This is a genomic window from Pseudomonas sp. SJZ131, from assembly GCF_007828705.1.
Lineage (GTDB): Bacteria > Pseudomonadota > Gammaproteobacteria > Pseudomonadales > Pseudomonadaceae > Aquipseudomonas > Aquipseudomonas prosekii.
Genome location: NZ_VIVC01000006.1, coordinates 284479 through 299681 on the forward strand (window position 1 = coordinate 284479; position 15203 = coordinate 299681).

Consider the following 15203-nt stretch of genomic DNA (forward strand, 5'->3'; position numbering starts at 1 on the left):
CTGAAAATGTGGATATTAAACTCGGGGCGCAAGCATTTTCTAGAGTTCCTTCGTAATACGTCAATTCAGTTTTTCCTGATGGTACTGGTCTGGATAGCTGGAGGAAAATTCAAAATACTCATTTTAAAGCAGAATTATAAGGATGCTATTCCTATGGGAGCGATCTGCTTTGTCATGTTCCTTCTCCTCTATCTTGCTGCACACGCAAATATAAAGACATTCTTTAAAGAATTTAGAGACGGGGCGGCCGACGGGCTCGATCCCTTTCTTAAAACCCTAGATGGAGAAAATCAAAAGCGCAAGAATCGTCTGAAATGCATCTATCTCATAAAAAACTGCAAATCAGCCCTGGCTGAAGCATTTTTACTAATAATGGGAATTTACTTTGTCATGATATTTGGACTTTTTTACTCTGTAGAAAATGCACAACGTTTTATGACGGATATCAGTGGAGGTACTGATCACACTGCGCACGTCAACCAAGCCACTTCAATGGCTCCTAAGGAGGAATCCATTGTTAAGGCTTCAGCTGTACCGTCTAGCTAGGAGCTGGACAAATGCCCCCACAGCTACATCTACAACATATACAGATAAGGCTAAATGCATTGCGGTAGATTTATCTTCCGGCAGGGCTAAGCCTGCCGATGCTTACGGAACCATCAATGACTTAAATTCCATGCGCACCAAGAAGAGCCTACCAAGTGACTCGTGATCCCGAGCGCTTGCTCATCGAAGAGCGAGCCGAGGCTCTCTCACTTTTAGGCTATCCACGGGTATGGGACGACGATACACCTATGCATGCTGAGCAGAGGCTCAAAGAGGCCAAGGAGGCAGCTCGTTCAGCGCAGGTTGGTGGCATTCACGAGCACGCTCCACCTGAGAAAGATCTGGCAGGGCTGTGAGAAGTGACCCTCGGTCGAAGTAGTGGAAAACGCGCTGGCGGGAACAAGCGTCATGGCAGGTGATTTTGCCTCAATGACGATCCGCTAGAACTTCGGTGCATCGCCTGTGGCTTCCGCAATGGTGGCTAAAGCCTCCTCCATATTGGCGATGTTGTCTTGAAGCTTCTGAAAAACCAATAAGAAAGCGCCGTCCACATCCACGGTCTGGTGGCCGCGAAGCGTACCTACTCTTTCATCCTCCATGTGCTGGAGACGGTTGACGCTCTCTCGCAGAGCCAGCAGCTGATCAAAGATGGCGCCGATTTGAGCTTGGCTTTGTGCACTCATTGATGCCACCCAAGCCTTGAATTGATTTCCCTTCGATAGGAGGTATCGATCTGAGCCGGCACCTGCCTAACGTAGTCCCGCGCGTGCTCCTGCGCATCTGCACTCAAGCCAGCTAGATATGAAACAGCGTCATCAACAGTTGGGATCAAACCTTCAATGTCTTCGAATCTGGGCGGCAGCGAAGTCCAGATAACTGCGTCCAATTGGTGAAGGAGTGCCCATTCGGCGATTACTCCCACTGGGGAGCTACTGGTGGTAAAAATACCGATTCCATCTTCCCTGTCCTGTGGAATTTGCTCTCGGACACGCAGGGCCTCGCATGCCTCTTCCAGGTTTTTCACATTCAACACTGCCCAGAGAACGGTGCACGGATGCGCATTCGCGCAGATCGCCGTTGCGAGCTCGCCCCCATCACCGACTCGCGCAAATTCGATGGGCAAATCGGGCCCATCCAAAAACCATTTGCTTGCGAGCGGTAATGCTCCAGGTTTCCAAATCAGGGATCCCCATCCTAGACATGCAATTACCATTGAAGAGTTCCTGTGGTTAGACATGCGCAGGCGTGGATGGAAAGCGAACTGCTGCTAAAACTGACTTCCTTGATAAGGATCGAAAGTCTTCTTCGCGGCCGCCCATTCTTTTGGATTCGACTCAGCCTTTTGTTTTCCTAGGGTCGGCGGCACGAGGAAAGGTACGTTCCTCTTGAATCGTCCCATCCTCTTTGTGGATTTTCAGAGAGGCCGTTTTACCTTGCAGAAATTCGCTGGCTATTTCAGTGATTTCCGCTTTCGTAGATGCCGTTTTGGAAGCACGTTGCGCGCCCTCTTTGACAAGCTCCCAAGCGTTTTCTTTTTTTGTGATGTGGTAGTTATCCATGGATCACCTCGACATGATTAATCAACAACAGCTACAAGGTTGACCATCGTCGATCTGGAGAGTTTGAAAGGATTGGCGAAGAATCCAATGCTGCCTACGACTCGTGTGAGCCCCCCCTAACAACGACTTCAAAGAGCGGATTAACCGACCTAGGTGCGCTCCAGGCTAACCTTGGCGTTTCGGTTTGCGAACCTCGGTGCCATCTCTTCATCCTCATACTGTCGGGTAAGAAATTCGCGGATCAAGACGGCAGTTCGTCTAGCGCTGGTCACCACAAAGAAGTGCCCCTCGCCCTTCAGAATGCGAAGTTCTGAACGTCGAATTGTGCGGCGCAGGATATGGGCGTTGTACGGCTGTAATAATGGATCGCGGTCGCCGGTAAGAACCAGCGTGCGTTGAGGCAGCCGGGACAACCGGAGCAGGCTTGTCCATCCAATCAAGGCTGCGAGCTGGAAATAGTAGGTTCGCGGATTAACAGAGAGCATGCCTTTCATCACACCGAACCGCAGCAATGTGTGAATTGAATTGCGGGAGCTATCTTGCTTGCGCATTTTGGCGTTTTTACTCGTACGGAAAAAATCCATAACGTGAGCAGGCTTCATCAACAGCACTGGGCCGGGAGAGGTTGCCGCGAGGATCAGCCTGCGTACCATGCTCGGGTAACGAAGAGCGAATTCTTGAGCCAATGCACCTCCCCAACTCACCCCGAACACATCGACCTGGTCGATTCCCAATTGCTGGAGCATCTCTGCAATCACGTCGGCATGGCGTGGCAGGCGAATGGGCCAACGGGGCATTTGCGACTTGCCGACCCCTGGCACGTCCAGTGTGATGGTCATGAAGTCGTCCAGTTCATCGCGCAGCGGATCGAAGGTACGAATCAAGCCCCCCAGACCATTGAGCAAAAGCACCGGCGAGCCTTGACCGCAGATCGAAACGTTCAGCTGCAAGCCCAGCGTGGTTAGCCTGTGGTTTGTCATGATTTCTCCATGCTGCACGCAACCGGGAGTCATTGTAGGTGAGAGTTAGCAGGAGGGTCTGAAGAGCAATGCAGCTGCTTCCCTCATAAAAATCTCAATGGTTTTCGGCCCAATCCCTTCAAATTCAGATAACCGCTTTTCGAAGGCGTTACGATCTGCGCTTGCCGCGACGATGTTGCTGACCTTGCCGTGATATTCAGCATTCATCTTGTTAGCCAATGCCAATAACCGCGACGCGGTGGTCTCGTCGTAACGGACGTAGTGAGCCTCACCAAGCATCATGACCAACTGGCGGTGAGTGCAGCTCGCCAACTTGTGCGGCGTATCCCGATGGTGTTTCACGACGATCACCTGGTACGCCTTGGCGGCAATCGGCCCCTGGATTCTTTTGCCCATCAGCAAACTGGCGATCAGCCATTTGAACAAACCGGGTTCGTTCGCACTTTGAAGGTCAATTTGTAAGTCATGTGCGCTGACGATTTTGCTCACTTGATCACCCTTCAAGCAACGTCTCAATGTAGACCCGGCGCTAGCGCGAATGATCCAACTGAGCGAGGCACCAATAAAGGAACCCTTCCTCTTGTGCGACGCCTAATGTTTGACCCCTAGGATTTGAGATAGACGAAATGCACATATCCGAGACAGTTCAAGTCATGGAATCGCTATCAGCCCACGATGCAAACCTTAAGCTTCGCGAAGGCTGGTCATTGATATCTGTGGTCGTCACAACCCACCCAAATGGTCAGCTTCATCCTTGCTACATTCTCGGCAAATCGAAAAGCTCATCCAACGATCAAAAGCCCATTGACTAGGTGGCATCGACCTAGCGATTTACTTCGCTGAACTGTACCGGGGGGACAAATTGGCTTATCTGGACTGGATTCAATGGCCAGCGATGGTTGTTACCGTTCTCGCCGCATGGCTAATCGGGTCGCAGCGGCCAGGACGGCGGATGATCGGATTTGTATGCTTCAGTGTGAGCAACGTTTTATGGGTGATTTGGGGATTTTACGCAGGCGCGTATGCATTGATCGTATTACAGGTTTGTCTTTTCCTGATGAACCTTCGAGGGCTCAAGAAAAACTCAAGCCCCAATGAAACATAGTCAGCCAGCAGGGTCATTGCTAATCGAAGAGCAGTGGACACCGCCAAGGACATTGGAATGTTCGATAACTTTTCGCTCGATATCGTAAAACTCCCAGAGGCAACCCTCAGAGTCAGGCATGGTGGGAGCGGCTCTCCCGTCTTATTACTCCATGGGCATCCTAGGACTCATGCGACCTGGCATCGCGTTGCTCCACTCTTGGCAAAAAATCATTATGTTGTCTGCCCTGATCTAAGAGGCTTTGGCCAGTCATCAAAGCCTGAGGATACATCCGATCATGCAGGCTCCTCCAAGCGCGCCAAGGCCCGGGATTGCATCGCCCTAATGCGACATCTGGGTTATCAGCGGTTCGCCGTGATTGGCCATGATCGAGGTAGTTACACCGCCTTTCGCACGGCTATGGATCATCCCGAGGCCGTCACACATCTAGGCATATTGGACGGCGTACCGATACTTGAAGCTCTCGAGCGCTGTAACGCCCAGTTTGCGACGAAATGGTGGCATTGGTTCTTCTTCGGGCAACTCGAAAAACCGGAGCAGGCAATCCTGGCCGACCCTGATCGATGGTACGGCGGCACAGCCGAGGCGATGGGTACAGACGCCTACAGAGACTATCAAGCAGCTATCCATGATCCAGCAACCGTTCATGGCATGGTCGAAGATTATCGAGCAGGCCTTGGAATCGACCGTATTCACGATGAAGTCGACCGCCGCGAGAGCCGCAGGGTCGAGTGCCCGACTATGATTTTATGGTCACTACGTGATGATCTTGAGCTTCTGTACGGCGATGTTTTAGGCATGTGGGAACCGTGGACAACACGACAACGTGGTCGTGGGCTCGACTGTGGGCATCACATGGCGGAGGAAGTGCCCGACGAGCTCGCGAGAGAAATAATCGAGTTCCTGCGTGAACAATGATCTCTCAGTACACTAATCCGTAATCGCTTCGGGCTACGTAGGGTCAAAGTCATTCGAGCTATATGTCTTAGGTTGATGACTCGGAAGCATTGAGGTTCTTCCTGAAGCCTCGGGCATTCATCCCCAAAAGTATGCATTCGAGCAGGATCAGCGCGTAAGCGTCGGCGTGAAACCCCCAGATCACCCAATGCGCATTACTGGTGATAAATCCCCAAAAGGCGATCATGCGCCTATACGCTCGTTGCGAACCGATAAACCACGCTGAGGCTACCGTCACTACCATGGCTGGCCATTGCAGGTAATCGATGTACTCCAACTAGCCACCTCCTTCCGACAGCACTTTCAAAGAGAGACGCTGGCGCTAACCTGTGGATCAAGCGCAGGCAATCCCAGTGAGGCACCCAGATTGACTAGATACTCTCCAAACCCTCCGCGACATTTGTAATCCTTGCGGGCGCTGGTTATTACCGGATTCGTGGCTGTCCAAACGATATGAGCACCAACCCGCTTCAGGTCAGCAACCAAATGGACGTCTTCGTGTGCAGTGAGATGCTGGAACCCGCCAGCGTTCCGGTAGGACTCGGCACTCAGTCCAAGATTGGCGCCGTGGATGTGCCGGTGATTCTCGATAAACTGGTAAAGCTTCATGTACTTTGACCGAACCAAATCTCCATGGATATTCCAGCTATCCACCTCGACTGTCCCACAAACTGCATAAGCCTTAAGCTCAATCTGACGCGCCAGCCAATCATGTGGCACTACGGTGTCAGCATCGGTGAAGGAAAGCCACTCCGCGCCAGCGGCTAGAAGATGATCTGCACCGGTTGCTCTCGCCTTGCCCACGTTCTGAAAGCAAACCTCGATCCCGCTAACACCGTGTGTTGCAACGATCTGTCCGGTCTGATCAGCACAGTCGTCTAAAACGACGACTACACAGACTCGCTGGCCTGCCAATGCAGGATGTGCAGCGGCGGACAGAACAGATGTTAGACACGCAGAGATGTGATGCTCTTCATTGTGGCCAGGTATGACAACACCGATCATTAACGTCACCTCCGACTATCTGAGTTACAGACTCCAGCAGTCGACCTAATTTCGCTCCATTAGGTTTAAAAAATTACAAGCGAGCGTGTATAGGCGACCGCTAGTCATTTGCGTCTGTATCGCTCTGAACTTACTTTCCCCGATCCTCCTCTCCCACTTACCATCCAGCTGAAGTAGGTAAGACGTCATGAGAGCACTCACCTATCACGGCGCGCACAGCGTCAAAGTCGACACGGTTCCCGATCCGGTTATTGAAGAAAGCGATGACATCATTCTTCGGGTTACCGCAACGGCGATATGCGGATCTGACCTCCACCTCTATCGGGGAAAGATTCCAACTGTCGAGCATGGCGATATCTTCGGCCATGAGTTTATGGGAATCGTTGAAGAGGCAGGCTCAGCTGTGACCGCCGTGCAACCCGGCGACCGTGTGGTAATTCCGTTTGTAATCGCCTGCGGTAGCTGTTTCTTCTGCGCAATGGATCTGTTCGCGGCCTGCGAAACAACAAATACGGGGCGCGGAGCGATCATAAATAAAAAGGCCATACCACCAGGAGCCGCGCTGTTCGGCTTCAGTCACATGTACGGCGGGGTGCCTGGCGGGCAAGCCGAATACGTGCGCGTACCAAAAGCCAACACCGGGCCGTTTAAAGTTCCGGGGACGCTTTCGGATGAAAAGGTTCTTTTCCTATCAGACATCCTTCCAACTGCTTATCAGGCCGTAACGAATGCGGGGATTGGTAATGGCTCCAGCATCGCCATCTATGGTGCAGGCCCCGTAGGGTTGTTGAGTGCGGCCTGTGCAAGGATGCTCGGTGCCGACCAAATTTTCATGGTCGATCACCATCCTTACCGCTTGGCATACGCGCAGAAAACATACGGTGTAATTCCGATCAACTTCGATGAAGACGACGATCCCGCAGATACGATTATTCGACAAACCAAAGGAATGCGGGGTGTTGATGGCGTCGTGGATGCGGTGGGGTTTGAAGCAAAAGGTAGTACGACGGAAACCGTTCTCGCGACACTCAAGCTTGAGGGCAGCAGCGGCAAGGCTTTACGTCAGTGCATCGCCGCCGTTCGACGCGGCGGCATCGTAAGTGTTCCTGGCGTTTATTCAGGGTTCATCCATGGCTTCCTGTTCGGAGACGCATTTGACAAGGGGCTGACCTTCAAAATGGGTCAGACTCATGTGCATCGCTTCCTACCTGAGCTCCTCGACCATATCGAAACAGGTCGTCTTTCACCGGAAGTCATCATCAGCCATCGCATGTCACTGGAACAGGCCGCTGAGGGATATAAAATCTTTGATAAAAAAGAAGAGGACTGCCGAAAAGTCATTCTGACACCCGGCGATAGCCACATCGATATTCCGGAGAGCGATAGCAGCGCAACACTGTTGACTACCTAAGTCTACCGGTAAGTGAAAAGGACGAGATGGTTCGGTTTTATACCGAAAACTCTCGTCCTTTTTTCATTTGGGGGAGCGATCCAAAAAAAAGGCAGCGGTTTTCCACCTTGGTCGGCCTCGACTCTCCAGTTCGTTCAGGTACTGGAGACGATCTGTGATCTGGGTCATCAATAGATTCGCAAGGGGCCACAAAATCCTGAAATGCGAATACACTCACAAACTGACTCATCAAACGCCGACAGGTGCGCTCGGCTAAGGGATCTCGGATTGATCGTACAGTGGGAAGGTTTTTTGCCTATTGAAGGATCGGTGATCGTCATCGAGGACGATCCGACCTTGCGAGCGCTGATGGAAGAAATCGTATCGGAGGTCGGCGGGAAGGCGATCTCCTTTGAGACTGCAGATGATGCGTTAACCTATTTGCTTCAAACTCATGAACAGTGTCGTTTGGTGATCGCAGACCATGGCGTACCCGGCCAGATCCAGGGGATCGAATTCATCGAGATGGTAAGTAGTCGATGGCCATCAATTGCAGCAATCCTGACCTCTGGATATTTGATAGATCCAGAAGCTGTTCCAGCCTCTAGCATCTATCTGCACAAGCCGTGGTCGCTGGATGATTTCGTGATCGCTATGGCGACGTTATTACAACCTGGTATCGCGATTCACAAAGCCTGACTTACAGGATCGGAGATGCGGAGGTAGGTCGGGCTCGACTTTGTAACTCCTCTCATCAGAAGCTTGGTGAGTGCCTCCTCTATCTCATCAGCAGCGCCGTTTTCATGCTCCGTGAGCGACCACTGCCAGTAACGATCTGCCATCAGGCCGCCAACCGCTTCTGCACATAGTGCATCACAGCTCACACCCATCTTTGTGGCTCCGCGATGACGGCTAGAAGTGCTTGCTCAAGTTGCTGTGTTCTATCGGAGGACACGGAACGGGCTCCATGAAAATGAAGCCTTAGTATGGCTGATACCAGTTTGACATCAAAGGCAGTTTTGGACTGCTATCCTTGTGCATGAATCTGCTCAACGCTCTTGGGCTCTGCGCTCGCTCCATTCGAACCTGGTTTTGCGTGCCGCCATCTCGCTGCGTAGCTCGCCAATTAGACTGGCAATCGCCCTGCTAGACGTGAGCGCTGGCGTCGAAACCCCCGTCACCAAAAGCTCCACACTGCCTGTTGAAGGATCAATAACCTTAATCATCAACGAGCCATCCGCATTTGTCGTGCATGTGCAGGACAATGGTACAAAGCCACACTCAATCATATATCGGATCTCAAGGGCGGAGATCATGGTATTCGTCCTGGAAGCAGTTTCCATTAAGTATTGTTCATATGGGGAGGTAGTCAAAGATTCCACGACGGATTAATCGACAGGACATTTCACGATGACTTTGCTGAAACGTTACACTTGCCGTCGGCCCGTCGCATATTTTTCGAGGCTTCGTCCGCCTCAAGCTTATCTTTCTTGCTACCACCGTTCAGACCACCCAATCAAAAGTCATCGAGTCCAATGGGAGAGAGAAGTCTCACCGAAAAGCGCCCTTTTGATCGTGCTGGAAACTCGCCTGACGCATATCGGGTTCAACCGCAGCGCCAATCTTGAACCGTTTTGGCTGAGTTTCTTAAGGGACTGCCCGTAGCATAACAATCGCCAATAACCCATTGGTGAGCGAGGCACCCCGCCACTGCAATCACCGTACTGATCGTCACCATTCTTCTCGACGATATCAGGAGGATAGGTGGTAAGCATCCAGCGAACACACCGACCGCATTCGGTCATTGACGTACACATAACACTGCCCGCTATTACCACCAAGGCTTCGGAAACCGTATCGGAATACGCAATCAGTCCACCGAATTGAGGCGATAGCATGAAACCGACGCTGGCACCAAGCAGGCCGTTTTCCTGCTTGTTGTCCTGCCAGTCTCCATCGATCTTGGTCTCTCCGCCACGATTGCAGGTCGCGTCCAGGGACGCCCGGAGCGCACGGATGAAGGCATCAGCAAGGAACCATGACTCCATGGGGTTGAACTCATCTGTCGTGGGTGTCGTCTAGCATACAAATGGAGCACTAAAATGATGCTTTAAAAACCTGGCGTCAGAGGACATATCCATGACTAAGCGCGCACGTTTGAATTACTTAAACGACACACTTTTCGGCCCTATCGCCAAAACTATTGATTGCGACGTACTCATCACTCCCATCACATCAGGTGCCTTCCAAGTGCAGGTGCTATCCCCAGTACCTGATGATCTACACAAGGCTCACTCCTTGACCATGATTCTCTCTTCGGGAGAACGCTTGAACGGGACGGTGGCCCACGCGCGCAGACTGGAAAATGCTGATTTGGAGTTGCAGATCGATGTATGAAATTCCCTTGCCACATCAGGGTTTCGGAGAACCTTGAATGAACAAACTGCGAGCTGAGACAGCTAACGTTCAAACCCTGCTGTTTGAACGCAACCAATGGGTTCCCAACAACCCGCGCTTACCGGTACTCATTTACCCCAACGCGATTGCAATTCAGGGCGACGACCCAGCTGCGCGGTTCGAGCAAACCTTCATCGCCAATGGCTAGCCATCACAATGGCGATATGGGATTTACAGCTACCACCACTACCATACCGAAGGTCATGAAGTGCTTGGCATCGCCAGCGGTGGAGCTCGGCTGATGCTGGGCGGCTCGGAGGGTCATGTACTTGAAGTCAGTGCAGGCGACGTATTGCTATTGCCTGCCGGCACCGGCCATTGCAATTTAGATTCAAGTGAAGATTTTCTGGTAGTCGGTACCCATCCGCCGGGGCAACGTGCAGATATCTGCCGAGAGGCCCCCACCAATGCTCAACTGGCGAGCATCGACACGCTGCCGTTTCCCGACCAGGATCCGGTGCAAGGCTCGCAAGGCGCCGTACACCGGTATTGGGCTGGCCAAGGTTGAGATATTGCAGTCAATCACGAATGGCGCGAACCTTTCCGCTGAAGACTCTGAAGCCGTAGGTGTTGTAGAGGAGCGTCACCGGGATCAGCATGGCGAACCCGACCAGCATAAAAATCTGACTGGTGGGACTTGAGGCTGCTTCTTGCAAGGTCAGGTTAGGCGGGACAATCAATGGAAAGAGCGCTGCGACCATCAACGCGAATGCCAAGATGAAAATTCCCAGTGCGGCGAATAGCGGCAGATATTGCCGGCGGCTTCGAAAGCTCAAGGTAAAGCTGATCAGCAATGCAGCGAGCAATATTGCCGCTGGCAACCAGACAAGCCTATTTGAAAGACGATGCACATATTGAGCATCCAGCGTCGCTGTCCAGATCACCAATACGGCCAAAAGTATCATGGTCACGATGGCCAACGCCTTTGCCTGCCGACCTGACCGATGTTGCAGATCCTCTACAGTGCGCCAATACAGCCAGCACGCGCCTAACCATGTATAGGCCACGACGAGCACCGCGCCACAATACAACGGAAACAAGCCCAACCATTCCCAGCCGTTACCGCTGTATTGCCCGTCTTGATTAGGTACGCCTTGAACTAGCGTTCCCAACACAATTCCCTGAGTTGCCCCAGCTAGCAGTGAACCGATCAGCAGCAACCCATCGACCATGCGCTTCATACGATAGCTTTTCGAGTAATCGCGAAATTCCAGCGCGACCGCGCGAAGAATCAACGCCAGAAACATAGTGATAAACGGCCAATAAAGCGCCGGCAGCAGGACGGCATAAGCCAGCGAAAACAACGCCAGCAGACCGCCACCACCGAGCACTAGCCACGTTTCGTTAGCGTCCCAAATCGGAAGGATAGTCACCGCCATGGCACGTCGGTGCTTGCTGCAACGAGTAAGGCCCAGCAGCACCCCCACACCAAGATCAGTGCCATCCAACAGCACGTAGTTCAATACCGAAAACGCCAGCGCCGCAGCGGACAGTAGTGTTATCCAGTCATTGTCCATCATCGATGTTCGCCCTCAGGATCACCCGTCTCGTCCGCCAAAGAGGGTTGAGGCCCAGGCTCGTCTTCGAGAGGTGGCTCCCGCAAAAGTCGCAGCAGTACCCAGAAACCCACGCCGAAGATCACCAGATAAAACGACAGGATTGTCCACGTTGCCCCTACCACCTGCTGACGAGATACCGAAGACAGACTGTCAGCAGTTCGCATCAACCCATAGACAGTAAAGGGCTGACGGCCAACCTCTGTTACAACCCAACCACTCAGCATTGCCAGAAATCCAGCGGGCGCCATCAGCGCACTCCCTCGGAACATCCAACGCGCTGAGTACAAGCGATGCCGCCAGCGTAATACCAGACTGATTAACCCCTGCCCCAGCATCAATAGTCCCAATCCGACCATGACACGGAAAGCGAAGAACACGGGCGGCACAGGTGGTATGTCCTCAGGCGGGAATTCATCAAGCGCTTTAATAGTGCCGGTCAGGTCATGTCGCAAGTACAAAGACGCTACGCGCGGAATCGCTACTTCCCAATGGTTGCGTCGCTCAGCCATATCTGGAATGGCGAATAAACGTAATGGTTCCCCCTCTCCTTTCGCTGGTCGTGTCCAGGAACCTTCGATGGCGGCAACCTTTTGCGGCTGAACTTTAAGGCTGTGCTCACCATGCAGATCGCCCACCAGTAGTTGCACAGGCGTCAGCAACGCAACCACCCACAACGCCATAGAGTAGGCAAGCCGGGCTCGCGGGTTCTGTGGCACACGCAACAACTGCCAAGCGCTAACACCGGCTACCAGCGAGGCGCTGCCTATAATCGCGGCCAATGTCATATGCACAAGCCGGTAAGGGAACGAAGGATTGAAGATGATCGCCCACCAGTTTTCGGCAATAAAACGTCCATCGACTCCAATTGAATAGCCGGCGGGTGTTTGCATCCAGGAGTTGGCTGACAGGATCCAAAAGGCGCTGATCAAAGATCCAATTGCGACGGCGCAGGTGGCGAAAAAATGCAGCCTAGGGCCCACCCTCTTCAACCCGAACAACATGATACCGAGAAAACCCGCTTCCAGGAAAAATGCCGCCAGTACCTCGTAGAACATCAACGGCCCTAGAATGTCTCCCGCTTGGGCCGAGAGGCGTGACCAATTCAATCCGAATTGGTACTCCAAAATCACACCCGACGCTGTGCCTACCGCAACGTTGAGCGCAAACACCTTTAGCCAGTAAAGGTAGACATCCAAGTAGATCCTACGCCTGCGCCACAGCCACAGTGCCTCCAGCACCATGAGAAAATTGGCCAAGCCAATGGTGAAGGCTGCCAGCACGATATGAAAGCTTATGGCAATCGCGAACTGGGCACGCGCTGCCATAAGCGCCGAATCAATCGCATCCATACAGCCCTCTAATGATTGGCCTGCATTTACGGAAATTTTCGCAACGCAAGCTCGTAGCTTAGCTGCGCGAAGAGCCAAATGGATGCGTGGATACAGGCGTAGCACTTGTCCGAAAATATTGCCCGTCGGCTCTTCCTGACTAATTGGCGGTCAAAAAAAGTAGGGGAAATCGTTCTCACGCCGACTCTCGCTTCCTGGAACGTAAATTTACTTCATATTTTGTCTTACCAACTTTATTAAAAAATTTATCGTTTTCATCACTCTGGACGGAAGTTCGCTTGAGCGCCGTCTCAAGCTGCTCTTGAGCAAGAAACCAATAAAAAAAGTCAGCGCCCTCTGGGCAAGCATCTTTTACCCAAAGTGCATACGCTCTTTCGCGAATAACCGATTCATCAATCATCTTTTTCTCCTGCTTGGCTATCCTGGGGCTCGTCAGGAAAATTCAGCTCCTTAGTTCGCTAGAACTGGATAGAGCTCGGATGAGTCATAATTTTCCTATCGAAGCTGGTCGACGGAACCATGCCTCCGTCGACCAGGACGTTTGCTGATACCGTTTTTATTTAGGATCCATGGTCGCTGCTTGATTACCACCTTGCTCCGCAATCTTAGTCAGCTTTTCGTCCGCACCTTTTTCTTCGGCAAGCGTTGCTGCTAATAAAGCTGCCGCGTCGTCGAGCTTTAGATGCTTTGCCATTGCTATCAGGGTGCCGTAGGCAGCAATTTCGTAGTGCTCCACCTTTTGCGCTGCACCAATCAATGCTGCGTCGAGAACAGCTCCCTTATCGATCTCTTCCAACAGCTCTTTCGACTCTTCGACAAGTCCCTCCATGGCCACGCACTTCATACGTTTCAGTTTGATACCGGTGAGTTCTACCAACTGATCAATGCGTTCAATTTGCCCATGAGTCTCCTCCAAGTGGGACGTAAACGCGTCTGCCAGGAGTGGATTAGTCGCTGCTTTCGCCAAGCGCGGCAATGCTTTGGTGATTTGTTTTTCCGCACTGTAAACGTCAGAGAGTTCATGGATAAACAAGTCTTCGACAGTTTTTCTAGCCATTTCCAAACTTCCTTCTGGTCAGTATTGGCGTCGCCCCGATGGGCGTCCGAATGGGATCAACATGCATTGCAAAACTTGCATTACATGAAGATTGACCAACCTCGTTTGAGACGTGTTCCGAATTTTTTTTGGGGGACAGACAAAAGGCTGGAAGCTAACCCAAAGCAGGGTCGAGAAACATCATCACACCGAAACCGAGCATCAGTCCCAAGGTCGCGGGAGTTTCATGACCGTTGCGATGAGTCTCCGGAATGACCTCGTGAGACACCACAAAAATCATGGCACCCGCTGCTAAGCCGAGGGCAATGGGGTAGCCCAATGCGAAGCTGCTGGAAATACCCAAGCCGACGATGGCGCCAATCGGCTCCATCAACCCCGAACCCACTGCAATCAGTGCCGCGCGCAGTGCGGAGATGCCCGTCACCCGCAACGCCAAGGCGACGGCTAGACCTTCGGAATGTCTTGAATGGCAATGGCAGTGGTTAGTGGCAGTCCGACCTTCATATCGCCATTGGCGAAGCTCACTCCAATAGCCATGCCTTCGGGCAGGTTATGCAGAGTGATTGCCAAGACGAACAACCAAACACGGTTGATACGCTGCGCGTCTGGCCCCCGGCGTCCCGCTTTTCTCGTGTTCATGAGGGACGAAACGATCTAGGCCAACCATCAGCGTTACGCCCAATCCCAATCCCGCAACAACTACGCACGCTGCGAGCAACTGGTTTCCGAAAAGGGCCTGAGCTGCTTCGATACCAGGGAGAATGAGCGAGAAAGAACTGGCGGCCAGCATCATGCCGGCGGCGAAGACCAGCATGATGTCTTGAGTACGGGCGGCGATGTCTCGTAACGCAATCGCTAAAACAGCTCCCATGGCCGTTGCGGCGAAACCTGACATGCCACCGAGAAAAGCGAAGTGCAGATTTTGTTTGTTGGCGCCGACAAAGCCGCCATACCCGCATATGATTAAGAACATTGTTACGCAAATCAAAATTGACCAGAACGCGCGCCCGCCCCACCCAGTTCCGGAGAACCGGGCGAACCAGGAGCGAGGCGGTGCGCTTGATGAGGTCAACGGATCGGGCACGGATACCTCCTATTTTTTTGAATCGTACTTTTCAGTAGATACGGAAAGCGACCGTAGGAATTGCCTGGATACCCGTTGCGCGTCACGTTCAAAAGCGACGCTGGTGGCAAAGAGCATCTCAGGGCCAGTTAAATTCCGACGCGCTGATTTTTTGT

The 15203-nt window shown here is 52.4% G+C and carries 18 protein-coding genes and 3 pseudogenes; 7 read left to right on the forward strand and 14 right to left on the reverse strand.

The genetic code is table 11. The annotated features are described in order from the left end of the window. Positions 1–6 precede the first annotated feature (6 nt). Positions 7–546 carry a hypothetical protein gene (locus FBY12_RS24480; RefSeq protein WP_145256670.1) on the forward strand — a complete coding sequence of 180 codons (540 nt, stop codon included), beginning with the start codon at positions 7–9 and terminating at the stop codon, positions 544–546. A 440-nt stretch (positions 547–986) separates the two neighbouring features. Here FBY12_RS24480 and FBY12_RS24490 read toward each other — a convergent pair whose 3' ends face one another. From FBY12_RS24490 to FBY12_RS24510, 5 genes are all read right to left on the reverse strand, one after another. Further along, complete coding sequence (locus FBY12_RS24490) at positions 987–1229, reverse strand: hypothetical protein (protein ID WP_145256673.1); 243 nt, start codon at positions 1227–1229, stop codon at positions 987–989. Next, on the reverse strand, positions 1226–1759 hold the full coding sequence (locus FBY12_RS24495) for a hypothetical protein (protein WP_145256676.1): 534 nt from the start codon (positions 1757–1759) through the stop codon (positions 1226–1228). The genes FBY12_RS24490 and FBY12_RS24495 overlap by 4 nt, the downstream gene beginning before the upstream one ends. 121 nt (positions 1760–1880) lie before the next feature. Beyond that, the gene (locus FBY12_RS24500; protein ID WP_042559198.1) at positions 1881–2105 is read right to left on the reverse strand and encodes a DUF2188 domain-containing protein; all 225 of its coding nucleotides are present in this window, start codon (positions 2103–2105) and stop codon (positions 1881–1883) included. Positions 2106–2254: 149 nt separating this feature from the next. Next, entirely contained in the window at positions 2255–3085 is an 831-nt protein-coding gene (locus tag FBY12_RS24505; RefSeq protein WP_145256679.1) for an alpha/beta fold hydrolase, read from the reverse strand. Positions 3086–3130: 45 nt separating this feature from the next. Beyond that, positions 3131–3574, reverse strand: coding sequence for a DNA methylase (locus FBY12_RS24510; RefSeq protein ID WP_145256682.1), 444 nt, complete (start codon positions 3572–3574; stop codon positions 3131–3133). Between the two features lie 406 nt (positions 3575–3980). Here FBY12_RS24510 and FBY12_RS24515 point away from each other — a divergent pair, with 406 nt between their 5' ends. Together FBY12_RS24515 and FBY12_RS24520 are read left to right on the forward strand one after the other, a co-directional pair. Then, positions 3981–4190 (forward strand): hypothetical protein, encoded by a 210-nt coding sequence (locus FBY12_RS24515; protein WP_080896102.1) that lies wholly within the window; start codon positions 3981–3983, stop codon positions 4188–4190. 57 nt (positions 4191–4247) lie between these two features. Beyond that, positions 4248–5108, forward strand: coding sequence for an alpha/beta fold hydrolase (locus FBY12_RS24520; protein WP_145256685.1), 861 nt, complete (start codon positions 4248–4250; stop codon positions 5106–5108). A gap of 67 nt (positions 5109–5175) precedes the next feature. On the opposite strand, the gene FBY12_RS28045 is transcribed toward FBY12_RS24520, so the two are convergent. Beyond that, a complete protein-coding gene (locus tag FBY12_RS28045; protein ID WP_306092830.1) occupies positions 5176–5334 on the reverse strand; it encodes a hypothetical protein in 159 nt (52 codons plus the stop codon). A 116-nt stretch (positions 5335–5450) separates the two neighbouring features. After that, a complete protein-coding gene (locus FBY12_RS24530; RefSeq protein WP_145256691.1) occupies positions 5451–6152 on the reverse strand; it encodes a glycosyltransferase family 2 protein in 702 nt (233 codons plus the stop codon). A gap of 187 nt (positions 6153–6339) precedes the next feature. Here FBY12_RS24530 and FBY12_RS24535 point away from each other — a divergent pair, with 187 nt between their 5' ends. Both FBY12_RS24535 and FBY12_RS24540 read left to right on the forward strand, forming a co-directional pair. After that, positions 6340–7563, forward strand: a complete 1224-nt coding sequence (locus FBY12_RS24535; protein ID WP_042559202.1) for a zinc-dependent alcohol dehydrogenase — start codon at positions 6340–6342, stop codon at positions 7561–7563. A gap of 267 nt (positions 7564–7830) precedes the next feature. Then, positions 7831–8241 carry a response regulator gene (locus tag FBY12_RS24540; RefSeq protein ID WP_042559203.1) on the forward strand — a complete coding sequence of 137 codons (411 nt, stop codon included), beginning with the start codon at positions 7831–7833 and terminating at the stop codon, positions 8239–8241. A gap of 350 nt (positions 8242–8591) precedes the next feature. On the opposite strand, the gene FBY12_RS24545 is transcribed toward FBY12_RS24540, so the two are convergent. Both FBY12_RS24545 and FBY12_RS24550 read right to left on the reverse strand, forming a co-directional pair. Then, positions 8592–8885, reverse strand: coding sequence for a DUF1652 domain-containing protein (locus tag FBY12_RS24545; RefSeq protein WP_306092831.1), 294 nt, complete (start codon positions 8883–8885; stop codon positions 8592–8594). A 501-nt stretch (positions 8886–9386) separates the two neighbouring features. Further along, positions 9387–9557: pseudogene (locus FBY12_RS24550) on the reverse strand (transporter); the annotation flags it as partial. 124 nt (positions 9558–9681) lie between these two features. Between FBY12_RS24550 and FBY12_RS24555 the strand changes: the two are divergent. Continuing rightward, on the forward strand, positions 9682–9939 hold the full coding sequence (locus tag FBY12_RS24555; protein WP_145256697.1) for a hypothetical protein: 258 nt from the start codon (positions 9682–9684) through the stop codon (positions 9937–9939). A 37-nt stretch (positions 9940–9976) separates the two neighbouring features. After that, positions 9977–10507, forward strand: a pseudogene (locus FBY12_RS24560) (cupin). A gap of 10 nt (positions 10508–10517) precedes the next feature. Here the strand turns inward: FBY12_RS24560 and cydB are convergent. The 5 genes and pseudogenes from cydB to FBY12_RS24585 form a co-directional block, all read right to left on the reverse strand. Continuing rightward, positions 10518–11519, reverse strand: coding sequence for a cytochrome d ubiquinol oxidase subunit II (cydB, locus tag FBY12_RS24565; protein ID WP_145256700.1), 1002 nt, complete (start codon positions 11517–11519; stop codon positions 10518–10520). Next, positions 11516–12907 carry a cytochrome ubiquinol oxidase subunit I gene (locus tag FBY12_RS24570; RefSeq protein WP_145256703.1) on the reverse strand — a complete coding sequence of 464 codons (1392 nt, stop codon included), beginning with the start codon at positions 12905–12907 and terminating at the stop codon, positions 11516–11518. The genes cydB and FBY12_RS24570 overlap by 4 nt, the downstream gene beginning before the upstream one ends. A 175-nt stretch (positions 12908–13082) precedes the next feature. Continuing rightward, positions 13083–13307, reverse strand: coding sequence for a DUF2934 domain-containing protein (locus tag FBY12_RS24575; RefSeq protein ID WP_145256706.1), 225 nt, complete (start codon positions 13305–13307; stop codon positions 13083–13085). A gap of 156 nt (positions 13308–13463) precedes the next feature. Then, a complete protein-coding gene (locus FBY12_RS24580; protein WP_145256709.1) occupies positions 13464–13964 on the reverse strand; it encodes a ferritin-like domain-containing protein in 501 nt (166 codons plus the stop codon). Positions 13965–14118: 154 nt separating this feature from the next. Continuing rightward, positions 14119–14937 (reverse strand): annotated as a pseudogene (locus FBY12_RS24585) (ZIP family metal transporter). Positions 14938–15203: the final 266 nt, after the last annotated feature.